Raw genomic sequence first — 20,235 nt, 5'->3', positions numbered from 1 at the left:
GGGTGGAACAGGTCACGGTCGACGGTGCGGTGCTCCGTACGGTGGTCAAGACCACTGCGGAGGGGCAGTTCGCGGTGGGCCGGGACCGGCACCCACCGACGGGTAGGGCTGTGGTCAGTCCTCGTCGGACTTCCCGCCACTGAGCCCGGAGGAGATCAGCTCCATCACCGAGGAATCCTGGAGCGTGGTGACGTCACCGAGCGAACGGTTCTCCGCCACGTCCCGCAGCAACCGGCGCATGATCTTGCCGGAGCGGGTCTTCGGCAGCTCCGGCACCAGCATGATCTGCCGGGGCTTGGCGATCGGGCCCAGCGTCTTGGCCACGTGGTTGCGCAGCTCGGTGATCAGCCGCTCGCCCGCCTCACCCGAGATGTCGGTGGTGCCGCGCGGAATGGCGAACGCGACGATCGCCTGCCCGGTGGTCGGGTCGGTCGCGCCGACCACCGCCGCCTCGGCCACCGACGGGTGCGACACCAGCGCCGACTCGACCTCGGTGGTGGAGATGTTGTGCCCGGACACCAGCATCACGTCGTCGACCCGGCCGAGCAGCCAGATGTGCCCGTCGTCGTCCTTCTTGGCCCCGTCACCGGCGAAGTACATCCCCTCGAACCGGGACCAGTACGTCTCGACGAACCGGTTGTCGTCACCCCAGATGGTGCGCAGCATCGACGGCCACGGCTCGCGCAGCACCAGGTAGCCACCGCCACCGTTGGGCACCGACTGGCCCTGGTCGTCCACCACGTCGGCGACGACGCCGGGCAGCGGGGTCATCGCCGAGCCCGGCTTGGTCGCGGTCACCCCGGGCAGCGGGGAGATCATGATCGCGCCGGTCTCGGTCTGCCACCAGGTGTCCACGATCGGCAGCTCACCCCGACCGACGTGCTGGCGGTACCACATCCACGCCTCCGGGTTGATCGGCTCGCCGACGCTGCCCAGCAGGCGCAGCGACGACAGGTCGAAGCCCGCCGGGATGTCGTCGCCCCACTTCATCATGGTGCGGATCAGCGTCGGCGCGGTGTAGAGGATGCTGACCTTGTACTTGTCGACGATCTCCCAGAACCGGCCCTTGTGCGGGGTGTCCGGGGTGCCCTCGTACATCACCTGGGTGGCGCCGTTGGCCAGCGGCCCGTACACGATGTAGGAGTGCCCGGTGACCCAGCCGATGTCGGCGGTGCACCAGTAGACGTCGGTCGCAGGCTTCAGGTCGAACACCGCGTGCGCCGTCCACGCGGCCTGGGTGAGGTAACCGCCGGTGGTGTGCAGGATGCCCTTCGGGCGGGCGGTGGTGCCGCTGGTGTAGAGGATGAACAGCGGGTGCTCGGCGTCGAACGGCTGCGCGACGTGCTCCGCCGACGCCTGCTCCACCGCCTCGTGCCACCAGTGGTCCTTCGCCGACCAGGCGACCTCCTCGCCGGTGCGCCGGACCACCAGCACGTGCTCGATCGACGGACAGTTCGCCACCGCCTCGTCCACGGTCGGCTTCAACGCCGACGGCTTGCCCCGTCGGTAGCCGCCGTCGGCGGTGATCACCACCTTGGCGCTGGCGTCGGAGATGCGGTTGCTCAGCGCGTCGGCGGAGAAACCGCCGAAGACCACACTGTGGGTCGCGCCGATCCGGGCGCAGGCCAGCATCGCCACCGCCGCCTCGGGGATCATCGGCAGGTAGATCGCCACCCGGTCACCGGCGACCACCCCCAGGTCGGTCAGCGCGTTCGCCGCCTGGCAGGTCAGCCGGTGCAGGTCGGCGTAGGTGAGGGTGCGGGTGTCGCCCGGCTCGCCCTCCCAGTGGATCGCCACCCGGTCGCCGTTGCCGGCCTCCACGTGCCGGTCCAGGCAGTTGTACGCCACGTTGAGCTGACCGCCGACGAACCACTTCGCGAACGGCGGGTTCGACCAGTCGAGCACCTCGTCCCACGGCCTGGCCCAGGCCAACCGGCCGGCCTGCCGCTCCCAGAAGGCGAGCCGGTCCGCGCCGGCCTCGTCGTACGCGTCGGCGGTGACGTTGGCCTGGGCGGCGAGTGCGGCCGGCGGCGGGAACTGGCGCGTCTCGTTCAGCAGGTTGGCCAAGGCCTCGCTCATGCGGTGACTCCTTCGTCGGGTGACCTGCGTCTCTACCCGGCCGAGGTTAGTCCGGGCAGCTCGGGACCGCGACACCCCCGGTGCCGGCCGGCGCGCTCAGCGGCCGTCCCGGCGCGCTCGACGGCCCACCCGTCCCGACCTGATCAGGATCGGACTCGACGGGCCGGCGGCGGGTGGCGTCCGGCCGGAGTCACCCGGTCGCTAGCGTGGCGGAGTGACCACCGACCCGCTCGCGCCCCTGCTCGCGCTCGCCGACATCGCCCCCGCCGTCGAGCGGGCCCGCGAGCGGGTCGACCAGGCGATGCGGCACCGCGCGCTGCGCCGCCACGGTGGCCAGGTCGTGGCCGAGGTCGGCCTGCGCTGCGCGGTGGCCAGCGCCGCCCTGGAGGGGTACGACCACGAGCGCGAGGCGGTCCGCGCCGGCACCGTCACCGAACCGGTGCTCCAGGGGGCGCTACGGGTGGCCGGGGCGCTGCCCGGGTTGACCGAGCTGTGGCCGAAGGCCCCCCGGCAGGCGCTGGCCCGGCTGCACGTGCTCGCCGCCCGGGACGTGGTCGCCGAGGCAGAGCTGGGGCGTCCGGTCGCCGACCCGGTGGTGGCCGCCCGGCTCGACGGGCTGGCCGGGCTGGTCGCCGGCGGGACGACGGTCTCCCCGCTGGTCCTCGCCGCCGTGGTGCACGGCGAGCTGCTCAACCTGCGGCCCTTCGCCGGCCCGTCCGGGGTGGTCGCCCGCGCCGCCGCCCGGTTGGTGCTGATGTCCCGGGGGTTCGACCCGCGTGGCCTGGTCGCCGTCGACGTCGGCCACCGGGAGCGGGAGCCGGAGTACGTCGGGGCGGCCGGGGCCTTCGCCACCGGCACCCCGGACGGCCTGCGTTCCTGGCTGCGGCACTACCTGAGCGCGGTCGAGGTGGGCGCCGACCAGCTCACCGCCGTCGGCGACGAGATCATCGCCGCCGCCTGACCCGGTGGCTGTCCGCGCGCCCCACCCGACCGCCGCCGCCTGACCCGGTGGCCGCCCGCGCGCCCCACCGGAGCGGTGCCGGGTGCGCGGTCAGTCCCGGCGGGCGGCCCGGTTCACCCGGGAGCGCAGCGCCCGCCGGGCGACCGGTCCGAGGTCGTCGACGATCTCGATGAGCACGGCGAGCTGGTCGAGTGCCGACATCGCCTGCCGCACGCCCGCCCGGTCCACCCCGTCATAGAGTTCCAGCCCGACGAACGCGGCGCAGACGGCCCGGGACAGGCCGGGCACGTCGGCGATCTCGGCGAAGGGTGACCCGGCGAGCAGCCGGCGCAGCACCGACTCGATCTCGTCCACCCAGAGTTGGAGCGCGGCGGCGGTGGGCGCGGCGAGCCGCTCGTCGGTCTGTGCCCCGGCCAGCATCTGGGCCAGGAAGGAGACGTTGCCCAGCTCGCGTTCCTGCTCGTGCAGCTCCTGCCCGACGGTGAGCAGTTCCCGCAGCGAGCCCACCCCGGCCAGCCGGGCCGACCAGTGCGCGAGCCGGTCGGCCGTGCTGGCCCGGCAGGCCGCCGTCAGCAGGTCGTCGACCGTGCCGAAGTGGTAGAAGACCAGCGCCTGGTTCACCCCGGCGGCGGCGGCGATGGTGCGGGCGGACACACCGGCGATGCCGTGCGTACGGATGGCGGTGATGGCGCCGTCCAGGAGGCGCTGCTTGGTGCCGGACATCGTCCTCCTCGTGGGCCCGCCGGATGCGGCGGTGTGATCATCGCATCGGTCACCAGCTGCGCCAGCCAACCGACGCCGGGCAACCGCAGGATCCAGCCGACCACCGCCCACCCGAGGTGCAGGTGCCCGAGGGCGCGGGCGACGGCGGCCACCCCCCGTTCCGACCGACCGCCGCCGTCGGTGTACTCCGCCCGCCACAGCACCCCGTCGGCTTCGGCGGCGGGGCGGACCAGCAGACCCACCGGGCGGCGACGGGCGACGAACCGCCAGGTCGCGGCGCACGGACCGCAGTCGTCGTCGAGGAACAGCACCGCCGCCGGCCCCACGTGGTACGGCCGCCAACGCGGCCACCAGTCCCGGATCTGCCGCCGGTACGCGTGCCACGCCCCGCCGTGCCGGTCGGCCAGGTCGTGTTCCTCGTGCGGTCTGGCCACCGCCACGCTGAAGGCGACCGCCACCACCGCTGCCAGCACCAGCGCGCAACTGCGGGTGAGCGCGGCGGTGAGCAGCACCAGGGCCACGGCGCAGGTCTGCATCGGATTGGCCATATAGGCGTACGGCCCGGTGGTGACCAGCCGTACGGGCGGGTCCCACGGGTACGGCGTGCCGCCACCGTGGGTGACGAACTCGCGGACCGCGGCGAGCGCCGGGGCGGCCAGCACCAGCGCCACCTGGGCGAGGAGCAGCAGGACGGGCCGGGGTAGTTCGGTCACCGTCGTCCATGACCCGTCGCCGACCTCGAAGGCCAGGCTGGGGACGAACCACAGCAGCAGGGCGGTGAAGACCCCGACCTGGAGCAGCGTGCGCGCCGTCAGGTGTCGCCGGTCGGCACACCAGCGGCCGAGCAGTTGCGCCGGCAGGGCCACCACGAGCAGCCCGACCAGCTCGCCGACCAGCCAGTGCGGGCCGAGCCGGACCAGCGGGTGCAGCGCGGGCATGGCCACCGCGTCGATCCAGAGCAGCAGGCCCAGCGCCACCGGCAACGGGAGGCTCCGGCGCAGCAGCACGGGCAGTGGACCCCAGAGCACGGCCCAGCCGATCCACAGGTCGACCGGCATCCCCCGGTAGCTCCCCCGCACCGGGGCGAACGTGTACCAGCCGGTGCGCCGGGCCACCTCGTCGAGGGCGGCGATGCCGATGCCGGCGGCGAGGAAGGCCAGCAGCGCCGCCGCCCGACCGGCGCGGCTCCGGTCGACCCGGGCGGCGGCGAGGAAGGCCAGCAGCGGCACCGCGAGGCTGAGGTAGCGGGCGGCGATCATCGCAGCGTCATCATGTCCAGCAGGTGTCCCGTGCCCGCACCGAGCAGGACCTGCTGGATCGGCCCGAAGTACCAGGAGGGGTCGAGCCCCCGGGTGTAGTCCACCCGGATGCGCACCTCGGTGTGCCGCTCGTCGACGGCCCGCCAGCTCACCTCGGCGTGCCGCCAACTGAACCAGCGCGCGGTGATCGAGCTGTCCTCGACGAACCGGAACCCGACCCGCTGCACCCCCACCATCTCCACCTCGGCGAGCAGGTGACCGCCGGGGCCGTGGGCGCTGCCGTGGTAGCCGAACATCCACCTGTCGCCCGGGTCGAGCCCGTCCCCGCCCACCTGGCCGGGCGTGGGCACCCCGAGCAGCCGCAGCGGCACCGACCGGACCGGTACGGGCCGGGGGCCGGCGGCGAGCCGGGCGGCCACCTGGTCGGCCGGCAGGGTCACCACCCGGACCACCTCGACGGACTGGTCGGGTGCGATCCGGGGTGCCGGTCCGCTGCCCTCCAATCCCGGCAGGAGCAGCAACGGCACCGCGATGACGGCGTACGTACGGGAGGCGTCGCGCAGTGCGCGGATCAGGGCGGTGGTCCCGTGGGACACCGCGTAGACCAGGGGGGCGGCGAGGATCACGCAGATCGCCCCCTCGTGCAGCGCGACCGCCGCCAGCAGCAGGGCGACCGTGGTGATCACGAAGACCCGGCCGTGTGCGGTGCGACCGGGCAGCAGGGCGAGTGCGGCGGCGAGGGCCGTCGGGAGCACCACGAACAGCAGGGCGCTGTCAGCCCGCCCGTCGAGCACGGTGGCGACGAACACCATCATGCCGAAAGCCAAGATCACGCCAGCGAGCACCCAGTTCGCGGCGGTCCGGCGGGGCGGTCGATCCTGCTCGTTCATTGCTACCTCCCGGTTTTGAGCACCTGCTCAAAACCGAGCATAGGCTTATTTGAGCGATCGCTCAATCGGGGGTACGCGGGGAGAGTGCTGCGTGGTGGGGTGCCGCTCGTCACTTCGGGTGCGGGTGCCGCATAGCGGTTCCGGCACCCACCCCGCGGGCGGTGCGGTCAGCGACAGTGGGTGCGGTTGCGGCGGTGGGGCCGGCCGGCGTGCCTCGACGGCCCGTCCGGGCGGTCGGGTGGCCCGGGTCGGTCAGGTGGTTCAGGCGGCCCGGGTCGGTCAGGTGGTTCAGGTGGCCCGGATCGTCAGGTCGCCCGGGTAGTCAGGCGGCCCGGGTAGTCAGGCGGCCTGTACAGCGCGGGTGCGGCGGTGTCGGCCGTACCAGGCGATGCCGATCGCCACCCCCACGCCGACGCCGAGCGCCGCCGCGGCCACCGGGACCGCCGGGCGCTCCCGCAGCCGCCGGCCCAGCGGGATCGGATGCCGGAACTCCAGCACCGGCCAGGCGTTCTCCACCGCGAGCCGGCGCAACGCCCGGTCCGGATTGACCACGCTCGGATGACCCACGCACTCCAACAACGGCCGGTCACTGTACGAGTCGGAATAGGCGTACGAGTCGGCCAGGTCGTACCCCCGGGCGGCGGCCAACTCGGTGACCGCCTCGACCTTGCTCGGACCGGCCGCGTAGAACTCCACCTCACCGCTGTAGCGGCCGTCCTGCACGCTCATCCGGGTGGCGATCACGTCGGTCACCCCGAGCAACGCGCCGATCGGCCGGACCATCTCCTCGCCCGATGCGGAGACCAGCACGACGTCCCGCCCGGCAGCCTGGTGCTCCTCGATCAGCACGGCGGCCTCGGCGTACACGTAGGGGTTGATCAGCTCGTGGAGGGTCTCCGCGACGATCTGACGGACCTGCTCCACCCGCCAGCCCTTGCAGAGCGCGGCGAGATAATCCCTGGTCCTGGCCATGGTCTGCTCGTCGGTGCCGCCCAGCCGGAACATCAGCTGCGCGTACGCCGACTTCACGACGTCCCGTCGTGTGATCAGCCCGTCCCGGTAGAACGGCCGACCGAATGCCAAGGCGCTCGACTTGGCGATGACGGTCTTGTCCAGATCGAAAAAAGCGGCACTTCGGCCCACGGCGCGCAAGTCTAGTCCGACGATGCGGGGTCGGCGGGTGCCCCGGGGTCAATACCCCACTCGACCTGCGGGAGTACCCGGGCCGCGAATGCTCAACGTGACCGCAGTCACACTCTGCGGTAATAATTTCGCAGGGAGTGGGGTCAACAACACTCGACGTGAACAGTCTGCTCGGGCAGACTTGTCCGCACGACAACGATTCACGTCCCCGAAAGCTGACAGACCCTCGGCGGTCGCACCCCCCCGTGACCGCCGGGCCGGTTCGGCTCAACCCCCCCGGAGCCGAACCATTCGACGACCCCCGTCTCCCCCCGACGGGGGTCGTCCCTTTCCAGGTGGGAGCGCTCCGGCGCAGGTCACAGGTCGTCATCTTCCTTGTCGAGGTGGTGCCCCGATGGCATTTCCTCGGCCGGAGGCAGCAGAAAGGCAGCGGAGCCGTCGAACGCCTCCAGGACGCGCGCCGCGTAGTCGTCCGGGGTGTGGGTGTACCGGTTGAGCGTTGTCGACGCCTGTTCGTGTCCCATGACCCGCTGCACCAGGTTGATCGGGACACCGTCGGTGACCAGCCAGGTGGCGTAGGCGTGCCGCAGGTCGTGGAACCGCATCCCGCCGGCAGCCTTGGCCGCGACCTGGGCGACCGCTTCCCGCTCGGTGGTGAACTCGGCCGACCACTCGACGCCTTCCTGATCGGTCCAGACCGCGCGGTACCGGTGCGGGCCGGTGGCGACGACCTGGCCGAGCAGTCCGGCGCGGACCAACGACGGCAGCCAGACCCGACGCCGGAAGTTCGACCGCCGCAGCGGACGTCCCACCCGGTCACGGAAGACCAACGTGCGCGGGTCCGGGTCGTCGACGGCGGCCCGCAGCTCGCGGAGCGCGGCCAGCAGGAAGCCGGGTAGCGGAATGGTCCGGACCCCGGCGCGACTCTTCGGATACGGACGCAGCATGATCCCGCCGTGGGTCTCCTCGGCCACCTGGACCACACGCAGCGATGCCCGGTCGAGGTCGACCGACGACCACGTCAGCCCGGCGCACTCACCCCAGCGCAGCCCAGCCCCGGCGGCGGTGGAGACGATCGCCCGGTGCCGGGGTGGCACGGCGGGCAGCAGCCGACCGAGGAAATCTTCCCGGCTGATCGTGACCGGCTTGACGTCGCGGGACCGGTCGCGTGGCAGCTTCACGCCCTCGGCCGGGTTGGTGGCGATCAGCCGTGCCTGAACCGCCGTCCGGAGGATCATCGAGAGGAGTTGGTAGCACTTAGCCACGGTGGTGGGGGCGAGATCCCGACCCAGGCCGCTCACCCACTCCTGCACCGACATGAAGTCGACTTTGCCGAGTGGCCAGTCACCCCACTTCGGCAGGAGATGCGTGCGGAGCATGGAGACGGTCCGCTCGGTGGTGCGCGCCTCCACGGTCCGGGTGGCGAGCCACTGCTGAGCGAAGTCACCGAAGCGGGTACGGCCGGCATGCGGGTTGACGTAGGTCCCCCGGTTGAGGCTCCCTTCGACCTCGGTGAGGTAGACGCTGGCCTCCCGCTTGGTGCGGAAGCTCTTGGACTTCTGCCCGCCGGCAGGATCACGCCAGCAGGCGCGGTAGGTGCCGGCCGGAGTCTTGCGGACGAAGCCCATCAGCGCCTCCGCCCGTGCTCGGTGCCGGTGGCGGCGGCCGGTTCCTCAGTAACGCCGTCGAGCCAGGCGTGGAAGCGGGCGCGAGGAATCAGCCAGCGACCACCCAGGCGGGTCGCCGGAATCGAACCGTCCCGGACGAGGGCGTACGTACTGCCCAGCGAGATGCCCAGCAGCTTGGCGACCTCCCGGACGGTGTAGGTGACCGGCCCGACGACGGTCGACCCGGTGCGCGGGACGAGCCGGATGACGGGATTCGGTCGGGCGGTGGTGCTCATGACTGATGACCTCCCCAGGTCTGTTCGGATCGGGCGGCAGCCGGCGCGATGCCGGCCGGGGTGGTGCCGAGTTCGTGGGCGAGTTCTTCGCGGCCGGTGGCTTGTCGTTCCCGGGCCATGGCGGCGGCGGTGTTGGCGAGGAGGGCGTCACCGGTGGTGTGCCAGCCGACGCCGGCGAAGGTGAGGGTGCCGACGATCAGGGTGGTGTCGTCGTGCTCGTCGACGAGCTGGCCGCCGGTCGGGTGCGCGTGGTCCTGGTCCTCGTGCTGCCGGTGGTGGCGGCGGGTGTCGCGCAGGAGTTGGAAGGTGACGGAATACCGCCGGGCCTTGGTGAGGAAGTGGCCGCCGAAACCGAGCATGTGCGCCCAGCGACGCAGGCGGGCGTAGGGGTTGGTCGTCGGTCTGTTGGCCGGTTTGGTGTCAAGGGCGGCTTGACGGTGTGCGACGCAGACGGGGCAGGCGGCGTATCGGGTGTGGGTGCCGCAGTCGGGGCATTCCCAGCGGTCGACGAAGCCGGGCCGGGGCCGGTGGTCGCGGGGCCGTTGCGAGAGGGGCACGGGGGTGCCGGTGGGTCGGCCGATGCGCCAGCAGGCGTCGATGAGGCGGGCGGTGTGGTCGCCGTCGGGGTCGGCGTGGTCGCCGATGGTGTCGGCGGTGAGTCTGACGGAGCGGTGCCCGGTTACCTCGGTGCTCTTGGTGGCGTACTTGGCAAGGTAGCCGGCAACCATGCTGTCGGTGACCTCGCCGTGCCCGTTCAGCGTGATGGGTCGGATGTCGAGCTGTTCGCCCCAGGCGATCGGCCAGCCGTCGGGCCGGTCGGGGTGGGTGGGGGTGGTGAACGCGACCTGAGCGGCGGCGTGCCGGAGCGCGTCGACGAGGTCGGTGACGGTGAACGCGGTCGGTGGTGGGACGACGGCGGCGGGGTCGTCGGGGTCGACGCCGTCGAGGCGGACGAGGGCGTGGAAGTGGACCGCTCCGCGTGCCTGGAACTCGGCGGCCTTGCCGTGGGACAGCCGCACGGGCGGGACGGTGCGGGTGTTGCCGGCGGCGGTGACGACCTGGACGCGGGGGATGCCGCGGTGGCGGGCGAGTTTGGCGAGGTGTCGTTCCGCGGCTTGCTTGGTGCGGTGCCACAGCTCGCCCGAGAAGAGGTTCCAGACGGCCTGGTGGTCGTGGTCGTAGCAGTCCAGGCACAGCGGTTGACCGAGTGCGGCGTCACCGGGTTCGTGTCGTGCCCAGCAGGCGGCGGGGCGGCCGTGGGGGCAGCGGCCGGCGGTGGGGTCGGTGGCACGGCGGGCGTGGCAGGGGTCGGGACGGCAGTCGCAGCGTTTGCGGTTCCGGCAGGTGTGTTTGCGGACCGCCCGGACGTGGACTGGTCCGAACGACGGGGCGGTGAAGGTGGGGAACACGGCCGGATGTCGGGTGACGGTGTCGGGTACGCCCTTGCCGCCGACGAGGCCGGCGCGCAGGAGTTGGTAGGCGTCGCGTTGGTAGGTGTGGGCGCAGGAGGGGCAGACGGTGGCGCGTCGGTTGCCGCAGGCGGTGTAGATGACCGCGTCGGGCATGGTGTCGGTGTGCCGCTGGTCGAGGACCCGGCCGGTGGTGTGGTCGACGGTGTGGAGGCTGCCGGCGAGGCGGATGGGTCGGGTGCAGCCGGCGGCGGCGCGGACGTGCTCGATCCAGCCGAAGTAGTCGGGTCGGGTGGCGCGTTCGAAGGCGGAACCGGCTGCGGTGTAGCCGTAGATGGGTGGGACGTCGGCGTTCGAGCCCACCCCCCGGGCCGAAGCGCGGGGGGTGAGGTCCAGCGTCGAGCCCATCAGGCCGCGTTCCCGTCGTTGGGGGTGCGGGTGGTGATGGTGCGTTCGGTGACGATGACCCGGCAGGCGCCGCATTGGCGCTTGGCCGGTTCGTGCCGGTGGCAGGGGATGCGGGTGGTCTGTTCGCCGCAGCGGACGGTGACCGGTGCCCGGCAGGGTCCGCCGGGGATGACGTCGACGACGGTGCGCCGGATGTCGTACGGGTGCCCGTCGGGGTGGACGGGGCAGGCGTGGATGACGTGTTCGATTTCGACGACGTGGATGGTCATCGGGCACCCCCGGCCAGGGTGGTGAGGAGCTGCCCGGCGACGGCCGGGGTGACGTCGAGCCGGTCGGCCAGCTCGTCCGGGGTGATGGGTGCTCCAGTGTTCTGCTCGTGCTGGACGGCGGCGAAGCGAGCCATGGGCAGCAGGTGGGTAGGGACGTCGACCGGCTTCGGTGCCGGCATGGCGACGGGTTCCGTCGCGGTGGGTCGGGTGTCCGGGAGTGGCTCCGGGTCGGTGGTGATGGCGGCCGGCGGTGCCGGCTCGGTGGTGACCTGCTCGGTCACCTGGACGTGAATCGGCTCGGACGGCTTGGCGGCCGACGGAATGGCTTCGGTGCTGGCGGGTGCCGGGGCGAGGACGAGTTTCACCAGGGCCATGAAGGCCAGGGCGGGTACGGCGGACAGGAGCCACCCGGAGATGCCCGGCTTGGCGACCGCGAGTTGTGCGGCGAGGGAGAGGCCGGCGGCGGCGATGAGCAGGAACAGCGGGTAGCCGATGGAAGCGCCGAGCCGGCGGCGTCGGCGGATGGTCAGTAGGCAGGCGATGGGGACGAGTTCGGAGATGACGGCGTTGGCCCAGCCGAACCATTGCCCGGTGCCGGTGGGGGAGTTGGCGAGGGTCCAGTCCTTGACATGGGTGAACGAGGCGGCCCCGGCGAAGCCGGCGACGGCGATGAGGATGAGGACCAGGACGACACCCTCCACACGGGTGCCGGCAGTCGAGGTCTTCGCGGGCATCAGTGGCCTCCGTGGCAGTCGAGGCAGCAGCCGTAGCGGCGGGGGATGTAGTAGGGCTGCACCAGGCCGCAGACGGCACAGGTGCGGCGGGCGCGGAGCGCTTTGGCGATGGCCTCCCGCTGGGCGGGCGTGGCGGTCCGCTTCGGCTTGGCGAGATCGAGACGGTAGAGGTAGGCGACCCGCTTACCGCGACGCCAGAGGACCTGGCAGACGGGCTCCTGTCCGGCGGGCCGGAGGCCGGCGGCGCGCAGTTGCCGCCGGGTAGCAAGGCCGTCGGGGGCCATCCGGTACGGATAGGTGGGCAGGCCGTAGCGGCTGCCGGTCGGGTCGTAGAAGACGGTCATGAGCGGTCTGCCCAACGCTGTTGGGCGGCCTGGCGGGAGATGCCGAGGCGGGAGCCGATCTCGGCCCAGGAGTAGCCGAAGGCCCGCAGGCCGATGACGGCGTCACCGATGGCCCGGTCGAGGTCGGCGGAGAGGGCGACGAGGTCGCGGAGTGCTTCGACGTCGCCGGTGGCGACGCGTCGGCCGTGTGCGCGGATGATGCGCCGGGTGAAGGCGGCGAACTGGTCGTTCTCGACGACCTCCCGACGCTTCTGAGCCGGGACGGATGGCGTCAAGGACGCCTTGACGGTGCTCACCGGTTCTCACCTCCGGCGGTGTGGAGGCGGTCCCACTCGGTGGCGGCGGCCTCAAGGGCGGTGACGACCTGCTCGGCGGTGCGGGTCGGGTCGTCGTTCCAGGAGTAGGGGGAGGTGTGTTCGTCGAGGAGGTAGCCGTCCTCGTCGACGAAGAACACGGGCGCGGTGGCGTCGAGGTGGTCGACGAGCACGTCGAGGGTGGTGACGTAGTCGGCGATGGTGTCGCCATCGAGCTGGGCGAACTGCTCGACCGGGCGACCGGCGCAGGCGATGCGGATAGCCCCGGCGGCGCAGGCCGGCGGGGTGGGGATGTTGGTGGTGGGGGCGTAGTAGGTGCCCTGGTGCCAGCCGTGCCGGCGTAGGTAGAGGGCAGCCATCCGGAGCAGGTCAGCAGGGGTGACCGTTCCGGTGGTGGGTGGGTTCTGGGTAGCCTTCACGGCAGCCACGTCCTTTCAGAAGGGCTTGGTGGGAGGTCGGCGGAACCGGTCTGCTTTCCAGGGCTTGAGCCGGTTCCGTCGGCCGTTCAGCGGGTGCGTAGCCGCAGGTGGCGGCGGAATCGGGTGGGGTCGTCGGCCAGCGGCACGGGCGCGGAGGCGAAAGCGAGAATCCCGTGATCGGCGGCCAGCTTCAGGAGCGTGGCGAGTTCGGCGGGCGTGCCGACGACGAAGCGGTTGACGTAGCGGGTGGTCGGTCGCGGGGTGCGACGTGCGTGGATGCGCTGGAGCAGGCTCATGCGGCGGTCTCCCAGTCGACTCGGGTTCCGGTGGGTGCGGATAGGCGGGTGGGGCGACGGGTCCAGGTGGCGTAGTCGGCGATGCCGGCGATCTGGGCGTCATCGAGGTAGGCCACCTTGATGCGGCGAGGGGTGCCGCCTTCGGCGATGAGGTAGGCCGCGCCCTGGTTGGTGGGGGCGATGTCGGTGGCGGTGTAGCCCTGCTCGGCCCAGCCGTGGCCGAGGACGATGTTCGAGCTGTTGGGGGTGGTGCAGCGGAACGCGGCGCGGTAGCCGAACAGGTCCCGCAGGCTGGTGGGGATGATGTCGAACGACGGCCGCTGAGTCGCGGCGATGACGGGGATGCCGGCGGCACGTCCCCGGGCGACCAGGTCGCGGAGCAGGGCGACGAACTCTTCCTGCTCCTGCTTGCTGCCGATGGTGGCGGAGTAGAAGGCGATTTCGTCGACGAGGACGGTGATGACGGAGAGTCCGTCGAGGGCGGTGACCTTGCGACGTCCGTGGGCGCGTAGCCAGGCGTAGCGGTTGTTCATCACCGTTTGCAGGCGTCGCAGGACGTCGAGGGCGGCGGTGATGTCGGGGCCGATGAACGCGTCGGCGCAGTCCTCCCACTGCCCCAGCTCGACGAGCTTGCCGTCCAGTAGGACAAGGCGGGAGTCGACGGAGAGCGCCGCGTGGGCGGCGATGGTGTTGAGGAGGCCGGACTTGCCTCCACCGGGTTCGCCTCCGGCGAGGAGGTTGCGGTAGGCCAGGGTGATGTAGACGTGCTGGCCGAACTCGTCGATGCCGATGAAGATCGGGTCGAACATCGACAGGCCAGGCCCCACCGGAATGCCGGCGGTCGGGGCGGATGCCGTAGCCATGGGTGCCCTCCTTGGGCGTTGGTGGGCGCGGGAAGCCACACGAAGGAGCCCGTAGGGCTCCCCGCGTCCGGGTCAGGTTGGGTGCGGGATCAGAGCCAGTCGGAGAGGTCGTCGGCGTCCGACGACGGCGCGGGGGCCGGCTTGCTGCCGTTGATCGACGTGGCGGCCTGCTTCTTGGGCTGGACGGGCAGGGTGATGGTCGACGCCTGGACGTCGGGCAGGTCCAGGGCGGTGGGGATGACCGGCGTCGGCCGGTCGGTGGCCGGGGCGTCAGGGTCGATGACGTCGGCCAGGGGAGACGTGACGGTTGCGGTGAGCACCTCACGGCGCTTGATGTCGAACCGCAGGTACGCGGCGTTGCCGTCCGAGGCCCGTTCGACCAGGACGGATGAGGCGTGGCAGGTCACGGCGATCTTGTCGAGGCGGCCTTCCAGGTCCGCCAGGGACAGGCCGGGCCGCAGGTAGACCCAGACCCGTTCGCCGACCGGGGTCGGCGTGGCCCACAGGATCAGCGGGAGGGAGCCCGACTGGTTGGCGATGATGAACTGCGCGAAGCACACCCGCAGCCGGTGGCGCACGATCAGGCACCACACCCAGGCGACGACCTGACGGCGGAGGACAGGAACAGCGGCCGGGACGCCGAGGACGACGGCGACGACGGCCAGGGTGACCGGGGTCGGAGTGTGGGTGGCGAGCTGCACCCAGCCGGTGAGCAGTAGCACGGCCAGGACGATTTCGGGGGTCCACCACCAGAGCAGCCGCAGTACCGGCCAGATGCGGACCAGGAGCCAGGCCAGCGCGCCACACGGGACGCTGACGGCCGCGCCGATGAACAGCGCGATGATCGGGTGTACGTAGGCAGCGGCCACCACGGCAGCGAGTACGCCGATGATGACCGCAGTGAGGATGAACGCCATGCGGGCGTTCCGGGCCGATGACCGGTGAACCTTGGCCTCGATGACCGTCACGGTTCCGGTTGACTTCCGCCCGAACGAGCGGCGAGGGCTAGACTTGGACATGACACGTCCTCCCAAGCGATTGGGCTGGATGGGTTGGAGAGCACGGGGTCGGCAGGTGTAGGAGCCAGTACCGGCCCCGCGCTCGAAATCACTCAGGCCGCCGCAGCAGCCGATGGGCTCAGATGCAGGCGATGAGCAGTGCGGACACCCACAGGCAGGCCGCGTGCAGGGACTGATCCGCCAGGTACATGCCGCAGATCGGGGCTTGACGGTCGGCGAAGTCGGCGCTTCCGGTGTGGATGAGCAGCCACCGCACCGGCCAACGCCGGTCGAGGATGGCATGGGAGACGGCGGAGAAGCCGACACCGGCAGTGAGCCCGACAACCGTGACGGGCAGGTCGAGCGCGACGATGGCGATGGTCAACATGACCACCACCACGAGGTGATAGGCCACGATGTGGCCCAGCAGGTGACGCCAGCCGTCCCAGCCGGGAGCGGCCTTGTGGGCGGCCTGCTTGTCGGACTGGCCGAAGACGTGATCGGCCACCTGGTGGCCGGCGTAGAAGGTCGCCGCGACGACGGCGAACACGATGGCGGAAACGAGCATGACAACCACTCCCAACGACAATGGGCAGACGGGTTGGATGGCAGGCGGGGTCGGCAGGTGTAGGAGCCAGTACCGACCCCGCGCCATATTGAGAGGGCAACCGCAGTTGCCGAGGGCCGGGAGAGTAGGAGCCAGAAACGCTCCCGGAACCTTGGGCGGATCAGATCAGCGGACCGTCAGGCCGCTTCGTGCGAAGACACCAGAGGCTCACACAGCACGGTGAGCGAAGAACCTCACTTGGCCGCCGAGGCACCAGCCTTCGGCTTCAGCGAGATGGCACGGAACGCGACGCCGTTACGCCCGTTGGTCGCCCACGGAATGGCCTCCAACTGCTCGACAGCGACGAGCTGTCCCACCGTCACGCTCGGCTTCTCTCCCGCCGTGGTGATGGTGATGATCTCGCCACCGGTTTCGTCGAGCACGAAGACCTGGGTGGACCACATGAGCCGGCCAGTGTTCTTCTCCGACCGCTGGTTGCCGTTCTGGTCGTTCTTCGGCTCCGGATCCCTCGTCACCTGAACCTGCTTGCTCTGGGTGTCCACGTACAGCTTCACAACAAACCTCCTGTGTCTCGGGCCAGGTAGTGAGCTTGTCCCCGGTGGACTTTCTGCTCTTGGCCTCTGCGGTAAAGACTCCCGGAAAGCGGGGGACAACCCATCCGATGGGCTGGACGACTATGGGACGTCTCGGCTACTTTGTAGTCGTCCTAAAGTCGTCCCTTGAGGAGTGTCCGATGCCGAACGACCGGCTACGCGATGCCATCCTGCGCAACGGCCTGACTCCCGTCGCCGTAGCGGAGCGGATCGGGGTCGACGCGAAGACCGTAGAACGCTGGATCACCCAGAATCGGACGCCGTACCCGCGTCATCGGCACGCCATCGCGGCGATGGTGCGCGAAGACGTCCCGTATCTCTGGCCGGAAGCGGTGACCCCGGAACGGGCATCGAAAATCGGGCAGAGCGAAATGGTTCAGCTCTACTCCCGGCGATCCTCGGTGCCGAACGATCTGTGGCGACGACTGATCGAACGGGCCGAGCAGCGCATCGACGTACTGGCCTACGCGGGCCTATTCCTCGTGGAGCAGGACCCGATGCTTGTCGACGTCCTGCGTCAAAAGGGCCTTGACGGTGTAACGGTGAACATTCTGCTCGGTGATCCGACCAGCGCCGCAATTGAGCGAAGGAGCGTCGAGGAGGGTGCGCCTGGCGTGATGGCTGCGAAGATCCGGCAGGTTCAGGGGTACTACAAGCGGCTTGATGATGCGCCAGGGGTGAACGTGCTCTACCACGACACGACCCTCTACAACTCGATCTACCGCTTCGATGACGAGATGTTGGTCAACATGCACGTCCTCGGTTTTCCGGCGCCCCACGCGCCCGTGATGCACCTACGCAAGCTCAACGGCGGTGACCTGTTCCGCACCTACTCCGACAGCTTCGATCGAGTCGTGTTGGCCTCGAAGCGCCGACCCGGCGACGAGGTGGCAGCCTAGAGACATGGCGAGAACCGAGCACTACCACGACCCGAACGCGCCGAAGGCCAACAGCATCGTTGTCGCCGTCTCCGTTTTCGTCCGGGACGAGCAGGCCCGGGTGCTACTCATCCGGCGCACCGACAACGGTCTGTGGTCCCTGCCTGGCGGTGGCCAGGAGATCGGCGAATCGGTCGCCGAGACGGCAGTCCGGGAGACCCGCGAGGAGACCGGCATCAGTGTCGAGGTGACCGGGATGGTAGGCGTCTACTCCGACCCCGGTCACGTCATCGAGTACTCAGACGGCGAGGTACGACAGCAGTTCTCGCTCTGCTTCCGCGCCGTACCGGTCAGCGGCATCCCGACCCCGAGCGACGAGTCACACGAAGTCCGGTGGGTTGCCCGCGACGAGCTGGCCGCGCTCGACATCCACCCGTCGACCCTGCTCCGCATCACCCACGGCTACGAGGAACGTCCCGAGCCCTACATCGGCTGAGCGACGCTGCCCGCGAGCCGGCGCTGAGTCCGTTGCACGGCGGCGACCATCTCCGGTTCCGCCCGACCGATGAACCGGGTCACCAGGTGGTCTGGCCCATAACGTGACCGGATCTCCGCGAGCCGCTCCAGCACCTCGAAGTCCTGGCCGTCCGGCCCGGTCGTCATGTCCGAGAAGCAGAGTCCGTCGGTCACTGCGGATTCCTCCCGAGGGAACTCGGCGGCCAGGACCTCACCGAGCCCACGCTCCTCGGCTTCCAGCCAGGCGCAGGAGTGATGAGCCACCAGGGCGGCAATGCGCTCGTTGAACCGCTCACGCCGCAACCATCGCCCACCGTCGAGGGAGTGAAAGCCGGTGTCGACCAGGTCCGGGCTGTAGCCCACATCATGCACCCACGCCGACGCCACGAGCACCGCGCGATCCTCGGCCGGGACTGCCGCGCTGATTCGGTCCGCCTTGGCGGCCACCGCCTGGACGTGACTCCACCGACGAGGTAGCGGCGTCTCCAACAGGTGTCGCGCAACTTCCCGAGCGGTATCGACGAGGTCGGCCATCCCGCCAGGGTACGGAGCGACGCGGTCCCTGCACCATCCCGTGTCCAGTCACAGACGGCCGGGGCGGCCGGCTGCCGGCGATGTGGTTCAAACTATCTGTACGTCTTCAAGGCGGCCCTGAACGGGCCGCACGCGCCGCCGCCTGGGCGCGCGTCCGTCGCTCCGCTGGCGCTCCGACTCCGGCCACGCAACACGCCCGGCGGGCTGGCGCGGAGGGCGGGTAGCCCGGTGGGCCGCCGGCTGACGACAGGCCGTTTCCCGGTGGGGTGGTTGGGCCGGCAGCCGGCCGGGCCGCGCGGCGAGCACCGCGCGGCGGAGGGGAGCGCACGCCGGGTCCGTCGGCGGCTGCCGGGTCGGTGGTGGGGTTGCGGTTACTGCGCCTCCGGCGGGGGCGCTCCGGCTCCAGGATGGCCGGGGGTCCGTCGGCGGCTTGCGGTCCGTGGGTGGTGGCGGTGGGGAGCCATCCCGCCCACCGTCGACCCGGGCGAGCCGAGCAGACCGCCGCCCGACCCGCCAGCGTCCGTACGAGCCGTCAAGGCCGTCTTGACGTGGCGGGCCGGGCGGCGGCCCGCTCCACAGGAGTGCGGGTCGACGGCAGACGGGATGGCAGGTCCGCCTCGTAAACGACAATTGTCAACATTCAAGGAGAGATCACATTGACGAGGATGCCAATGGGTATAGACAATACGAGAAGAACGATAGTGGTGACGCGTCGAGTTGCAGAAGAAACTCCGTCTCCAGTAACTTCGAACTGCGGGAAGAACCATTCCATCGGCCCCCGCCTGGCTATCCCTGTGACCATTCCGCCGAAGGTTGCAAGTGCTGCGGAAAAGCTGGCCGCAAATGCTACGCGGCCCAAGTCGGATAAATGAAATTCTTTTGACCGATACGCAATGAGCGAGACTGTTGCAACAAGGAGGGTTGTGGCTGTGGTGAGGGCTAATATGTTTCGAAGGATTGGAGACACCTTGCCCCACCATGGAATACCCTTATCTATCTCATCCGATAGGCGGGCGTAAGTGGTTCGGGTGAAGTCTAGATCGGTGGATCTCACGTGTAGTTCCACTTCGGGAAAAAACTCGCGACCCGCAAGGTCCAACTCGATGCTGTCCTCTATTCCCACCTTCACGCGGAATGTCACACCGAGCGCGGTTCTTCTATCGAATTGCTTGATGATTGCATCGAGGGGCCCGCCGTAGTTGTCAATCCTTTCTCGCACCGACATGAATACCTCAGATTCGATAGCATCTTCCGATGAGGTAAGTCGTTTTTCCAGTCGTTCTTGCTCTACCTGCTTTAGTGCTGCTGCTAGGCGTTGGAACTGCTCAGCGTCACCTTGCCAGGCAGGCCAGCTGCGGCGTTTTTCATATGAACCCGTAGGCATTGACAGTCCTTGCAGGGGGAGTGGCTGTCTGGAGTCAAGACAGCGTACGTGCTTCAGGGCTGGCATGTCACGACGGGCTCTGCGGTATTGACCAAAATCCGACTACGTTCATGTCGGCATGACTTGCAGAAGCGCAAAGGCCGGTATCCACCTTAAGGTGGATACCGGCCTTTGGCTCCGAGCCCTATGTCGAAGTCGGTTGAAGCCCCCTCGTTGACCCCGGTGACATGCGCGATGGCTTCGTTCGCAAAGATACTGAAGCCTGGGCAGCGCCTTCGACGCAAGGACTGTGGCCCACTAAAGGAGATGGATCTCCCGCTCCTTGCCGTCCGGGCCCACTAGCTTGATCACATGTCCACTTTGGATGGACTTTTGCATGAACGCGTAAAGTTGGATCGAGCGGTTGACTGCGTCCGTCTTGCTCTCACCGGTCAGCCGGCAGGCATCCTCCAGTGCGGTCCAGGCGCGAACGATCAAGTTGACAGTGATCTTTATTGGCTTGCCGCGCCCGCTACGACCACGAGGTTCAGGCAGCATTGGCGAACCGTCTGTGATGCTGGTCGACACATCCTGCTGGGACAGTTCCTCACTGGCCGACTGACCCGACCCAGCCTTCGGAATTGTCGCTGCGCGTGTCACACCTGCTCCTTCCACCAGAGATGCCCGTCTCCCCTACGGACAAGAGCTGGCTATTGCATGGTCAGATTTCGGAATGATCATGCCTTAACCAGGCCCTTACTATGTCTCTTG

At 69.8% G+C, this 20,235-nt stretch carries 24 protein-coding genes; 3 read left to right on the top strand and 21 right to left on the bottom strand.

Going from position 1 to position 20,235, the window contains the following annotated elements; translation table 11 throughout:
* Positions 1 to 114 precede the first annotated feature (114 nt).
* Positions 115 to 2,079, bottom strand: a complete 1,965-nt coding sequence (acs, locus tag AB0K25_RS15895) for an acetate--CoA ligase (RefSeq protein ID WP_357533034.1) — start codon at positions 2,077 to 2,079, stop codon at positions 115 to 117.
* 214 nt (positions 2,080 to 2,293) lie between these two features.
* Between acs and AB0K25_RS15890 the strand changes: the two genes are divergently transcribed.
* A complete protein-coding gene (locus tag AB0K25_RS15890) occupies positions 2,294 to 3,040 on the top strand; it encodes an oxidoreductase (RefSeq protein WP_357022731.1) in 747 nt (248 codons plus the stop codon).
* 90 nt (positions 3,041 to 3,130) lie between these two features.
* Here AB0K25_RS15890 and AB0K25_RS15885 read toward each other — a convergent pair whose 3' ends face one another.
* From AB0K25_RS15885 to AB0K25_RS15805, 17 genes are all read right to left on the bottom strand, one after another.
* Positions 3,131 to 3,763: a TetR/AcrR family transcriptional regulator gene (locus AB0K25_RS15885; protein WP_219465926.1), complete on the bottom strand. Its 633-nt coding sequence runs from the start codon at positions 3,761 to 3,763 to the stop codon at positions 3,131 to 3,133.
* A complete protein-coding gene (locus AB0K25_RS15880) occupies positions 3,658 to 5,022 on the bottom strand; it encodes a methyltransferase (protein ID WP_357533036.1) in 1,365 nt (454 codons plus the stop codon). Before AB0K25_RS15880 ends, AB0K25_RS15885 begins: the two co-directional genes overlap by 106 nt.
* Positions 5,019 to 5,912 (bottom strand): hypothetical protein, encoded by an 894-nt coding sequence (locus AB0K25_RS15875; protein WP_357533038.1) that lies wholly within the window; start codon positions 5,910 to 5,912, stop codon positions 5,019 to 5,021. The genes AB0K25_RS15880 and AB0K25_RS15875 overlap by 4 nt, the downstream gene beginning before the upstream one ends.
* 339 nt (positions 5,913 to 6,251) lie before the next feature.
* Positions 6,252 to 7,055, bottom strand: coding sequence for an HAD-IB family hydrolase (locus AB0K25_RS15870; protein WP_208565547.1), 804 nt, complete (start codon positions 7,053 to 7,055; stop codon positions 6,252 to 6,254).
* A 356-nt stretch (positions 7,056 to 7,411) separates the two neighbouring features.
* Positions 7,412 to 8,683, bottom strand: coding sequence for a site-specific integrase (locus AB0K25_RS15865; protein ID WP_357533040.1), 1,272 nt, complete (start codon positions 8,681 to 8,683; stop codon positions 7,412 to 7,414).
* On the bottom strand, positions 8,683 to 8,958 hold the full coding sequence (locus AB0K25_RS15860) for a helix-turn-helix domain-containing protein (RefSeq protein WP_357533042.1): 276 nt from the start codon (positions 8,956 to 8,958) through the stop codon (positions 8,683 to 8,685). Before AB0K25_RS15860 ends, AB0K25_RS15865 begins: the two co-directional genes overlap by 1 nt.
* Positions 8,955 to 10,775 (bottom strand): replication initiator, encoded by a 1,821-nt coding sequence (locus AB0K25_RS15855; protein WP_357533044.1) that lies wholly within the window; start codon positions 10,773 to 10,775, stop codon positions 8,955 to 8,957. Before AB0K25_RS15855 ends, AB0K25_RS15860 begins: the two co-directional genes overlap by 4 nt.
* On the bottom strand, positions 10,775 to 11,044 hold the full coding sequence (locus AB0K25_RS15850) for a hypothetical protein (RefSeq protein WP_281901144.1): 270 nt from the start codon (positions 11,042 to 11,044) through the stop codon (positions 10,775 to 10,777). The genes AB0K25_RS15855 and AB0K25_RS15850 overlap by 1 nt, the downstream gene beginning before the upstream one ends.
* On the bottom strand, positions 11,041 to 11,778 hold the full coding sequence (locus AB0K25_RS15845; protein WP_357533047.1) for a hypothetical protein: 738 nt from the start codon (positions 11,776 to 11,778) through the stop codon (positions 11,041 to 11,043). Before AB0K25_RS15845 ends, AB0K25_RS15850 begins: the two co-directional genes overlap by 4 nt.
* On the bottom strand, positions 11,778 to 12,122 hold the full coding sequence (locus tag AB0K25_RS15840; RefSeq protein WP_281901140.1) for an RRQRL motif-containing zinc-binding protein: 345 nt from the start codon (positions 12,120 to 12,122) through the stop codon (positions 11,778 to 11,780). Before AB0K25_RS15840 ends, AB0K25_RS15845 begins: the two co-directional genes overlap by 1 nt.
* Positions 12,119 to 12,418: a hypothetical protein gene (locus AB0K25_RS15835; RefSeq protein WP_194823647.1), complete on the bottom strand. Its 300-nt coding sequence runs from the start codon at positions 12,416 to 12,418 to the stop codon at positions 12,119 to 12,121. The genes AB0K25_RS15840 and AB0K25_RS15835 overlap by 4 nt, the downstream gene beginning before the upstream one ends.
* The gene (locus AB0K25_RS15830; RefSeq protein WP_357533050.1) at positions 12,415 to 12,855 is read right to left on the bottom strand and encodes a DUF6197 family protein; all 441 of its coding nucleotides are present in this window, start codon (positions 12,853 to 12,855) and stop codon (positions 12,415 to 12,417) included. Before AB0K25_RS15830 ends, AB0K25_RS15835 begins: the two co-directional genes overlap by 4 nt.
* 86 nt (positions 12,856 to 12,941) lie before the next feature.
* Positions 12,942 to 13,151 carry a hypothetical protein gene (locus tag AB0K25_RS15825; RefSeq protein WP_357533052.1) on the bottom strand — a complete coding sequence of 70 codons (210 nt, stop codon included), beginning with the start codon at positions 13,149 to 13,151 and terminating at the stop codon, positions 12,942 to 12,944.
* Positions 13,148 to 14,014 carry an FtsK/SpoIIIE domain-containing protein gene (locus AB0K25_RS15820; RefSeq protein ID WP_208566250.1) on the bottom strand — a complete coding sequence of 289 codons (867 nt, stop codon included), beginning with the start codon at positions 14,012 to 14,014 and terminating at the stop codon, positions 13,148 to 13,150. The genes AB0K25_RS15825 and AB0K25_RS15820 overlap by 4 nt, the downstream gene beginning before the upstream one ends.
* Before the next feature lie 89 nt (positions 14,015 to 14,103).
* Complete coding sequence (locus AB0K25_RS15815; RefSeq protein WP_357533054.1) at positions 14,104 to 15,033, bottom strand: hypothetical protein; 930 nt, start codon at positions 15,031 to 15,033, stop codon at positions 14,104 to 14,106.
* 118 nt (positions 15,034 to 15,151) lie between these two features.
* Positions 15,152 to 15,562, bottom strand: coding sequence for a DUF3307 domain-containing protein (locus AB0K25_RS15810; protein ID WP_357533056.1), 411 nt, complete (start codon positions 15,560 to 15,562; stop codon positions 15,152 to 15,154).
* Between the two features lie 251 nt (positions 15,563 to 15,813).
* Positions 15,814 to 16,134, bottom strand: a complete 321-nt coding sequence (locus AB0K25_RS15805; protein ID WP_204958695.1) for a hypothetical protein — start codon at positions 16,132 to 16,134, stop codon at positions 15,814 to 15,816.
* A 179-nt stretch (positions 16,135 to 16,313) separates the two neighbouring features.
* Between AB0K25_RS15805 and AB0K25_RS15800 the strand changes: the two genes are divergently transcribed.
* A complete protein-coding gene (locus AB0K25_RS15800) occupies positions 16,314 to 17,072 on the top strand; it encodes an XRE family transcriptional regulator (RefSeq protein WP_088643450.1) in 759 nt (252 codons plus the stop codon).
* 4 nt (positions 17,073 to 17,076) lie between these two features.
* Entirely contained in the window at positions 17,077 to 17,547 is a 471-nt protein-coding gene (locus AB0K25_RS15795) for an NUDIX domain-containing protein (RefSeq protein WP_281901124.1), read from the top strand.
* Here the strand turns inward: AB0K25_RS15795 and AB0K25_RS15790 are convergent.
* The 3 genes from AB0K25_RS15790 to AB0K25_RS15780 all read right to left on the bottom strand — a co-directional run bounded on the left by AB0K25_RS15790 (position 17,535) and on the right by AB0K25_RS15780 (position 20,124).
* Positions 17,535 to 18,101, bottom strand: coding sequence for an HD domain-containing protein (locus tag AB0K25_RS15790; protein ID WP_357533059.1), 567 nt, complete (start codon positions 18,099 to 18,101; stop codon positions 17,535 to 17,537). The genes AB0K25_RS15795 and AB0K25_RS15790 overlap by 13 nt on opposite strands.
* 640 nt (positions 18,102 to 18,741) lie before the next feature.
* Entirely contained in the window at positions 18,742 to 19,485 is a 744-nt protein-coding gene (locus tag AB0K25_RS15785) for a hypothetical protein (protein WP_357533061.1), read from the bottom strand.
* A 297-nt stretch (positions 19,486 to 19,782) separates the two neighbouring features.
* Positions 19,783 to 20,124 carry a hypothetical protein gene (locus tag AB0K25_RS15780; RefSeq protein WP_357533063.1) on the bottom strand — a complete coding sequence of 114 codons (342 nt, stop codon included), beginning with the start codon at positions 20,122 to 20,124 and terminating at the stop codon, positions 19,783 to 19,785.
* Between the last annotated feature and the right edge of the window lie 111 nt (positions 20,125 to 20,235).

Source organism: Micromonospora sp. NPDC049257, from assembly GCF_040678915.1.
Taxonomy (GTDB): Bacteria; Actinomycetota; Actinomycetes; order Mycobacteriales; family Micromonosporaceae; genus Micromonospora; species Micromonospora antibiotica.
Note: the sequence above shows the minus strand (reverse complement) of the source record. Positions and strands in the feature narration are given on the sequence as shown.

Bases quoted from the DNA above. Each gene is read 5' to 3' on its own strand.
- acs (WP_357533034.1), bottom strand. From the start codon at position 2,079: ATGAGCGAGGCCTTGGCCAACCTGCTGAACGAGACGCGCCAGTTCCCG.
- AB0K25_RS15885 (WP_219465926.1), bottom strand. From the start codon at position 3,763: ATGTCCGGCACCAAGCAGCGCCTCCTGGACGGCGCCATCACCGCCATC.
- AB0K25_RS15880 (WP_357533036.1), bottom strand. From the start codon at position 5,022: ATGATCGCCGCCCGCTACCTCAGCCTCGCGGTGCCGCTGCTGGCCTTC.
- AB0K25_RS15875 (WP_357533038.1), bottom strand. From the start codon at position 5,912: ATGAACGAGCAGGATCGACCGCCCCGCCGGACCGCCGCGAACTGGGTG.
- AB0K25_RS15865 (WP_357533040.1), bottom strand. From the start codon at position 8,683: ATGGGCTTCGTCCGCAAGACTCCGGCCGGCACCTACCGCGCCTGCTGG.
- AB0K25_RS15860 (WP_357533042.1), bottom strand. From the start codon at position 8,958: ATGAGCACCACCGCCCGACCGAATCCCGTCATCCGGCTCGTCCCGCGC.
- AB0K25_RS15855 (WP_357533044.1), bottom strand. From the start codon at position 10,775: ATGGGCTCGACGCTGGACCTCACCCCCCGCGCTTCGGCCCGGGGGGTG.
- AB0K25_RS15850 (WP_281901144.1), bottom strand. From the start codon at position 11,044: ATGACCATCCACGTCGTCGAAATCGAACACGTCATCCACGCCTGCCCC.
- AB0K25_RS15845 (WP_357533047.1), bottom strand. From the start codon at position 11,778: ATGCCCGCGAAGACCTCGACTGCCGGCACCCGTGTGGAGGGTGTCGTC.
- AB0K25_RS15840 (WP_281901140.1), bottom strand. From the start codon at position 12,122: ATGACCGTCTTCTACGACCCGACCGGCAGCCGCTACGGCCTGCCCACC.
- AB0K25_RS15825 (WP_357533052.1), bottom strand. From the start codon at position 13,151: ATGAGCCTGCTCCAGCGCATCCACGCACGTCGCACCCCGCGACCGACC.
- AB0K25_RS15820 (WP_208566250.1), bottom strand. From the start codon at position 14,014: ATGGCTACGGCATCCGCCCCGACCGCCGGCATTCCGGTGGGGCCTGGC.
- AB0K25_RS15815 (WP_357533054.1), bottom strand. From the start codon at position 15,033: ATGTCCAAGTCTAGCCCTCGCCGCTCGTTCGGGCGGAAGTCAACCGGA.
- AB0K25_RS15800 (WP_088643450.1), top strand. From the start codon at position 16,314: ATGCCGAACGACCGGCTACGCGATGCCATCCTGCGCAACGGCCTGACT.
- AB0K25_RS15795 (WP_281901124.1), top strand. From the start codon at position 17,077: ATGGCGAGAACCGAGCACTACCACGACCCGAACGCGCCGAAGGCCAAC.
- AB0K25_RS15790 (WP_357533059.1), bottom strand. From the start codon at position 18,101: ATGGCCGACCTCGTCGATACCGCTCGGGAAGTTGCGCGACACCTGTTG.
- AB0K25_RS15785 (WP_357533061.1), bottom strand. From the start codon at position 19,485: ATGCCTACGGGTTCATATGAAAAACGCCGCAGCTGGCCTGCCTGGCAA.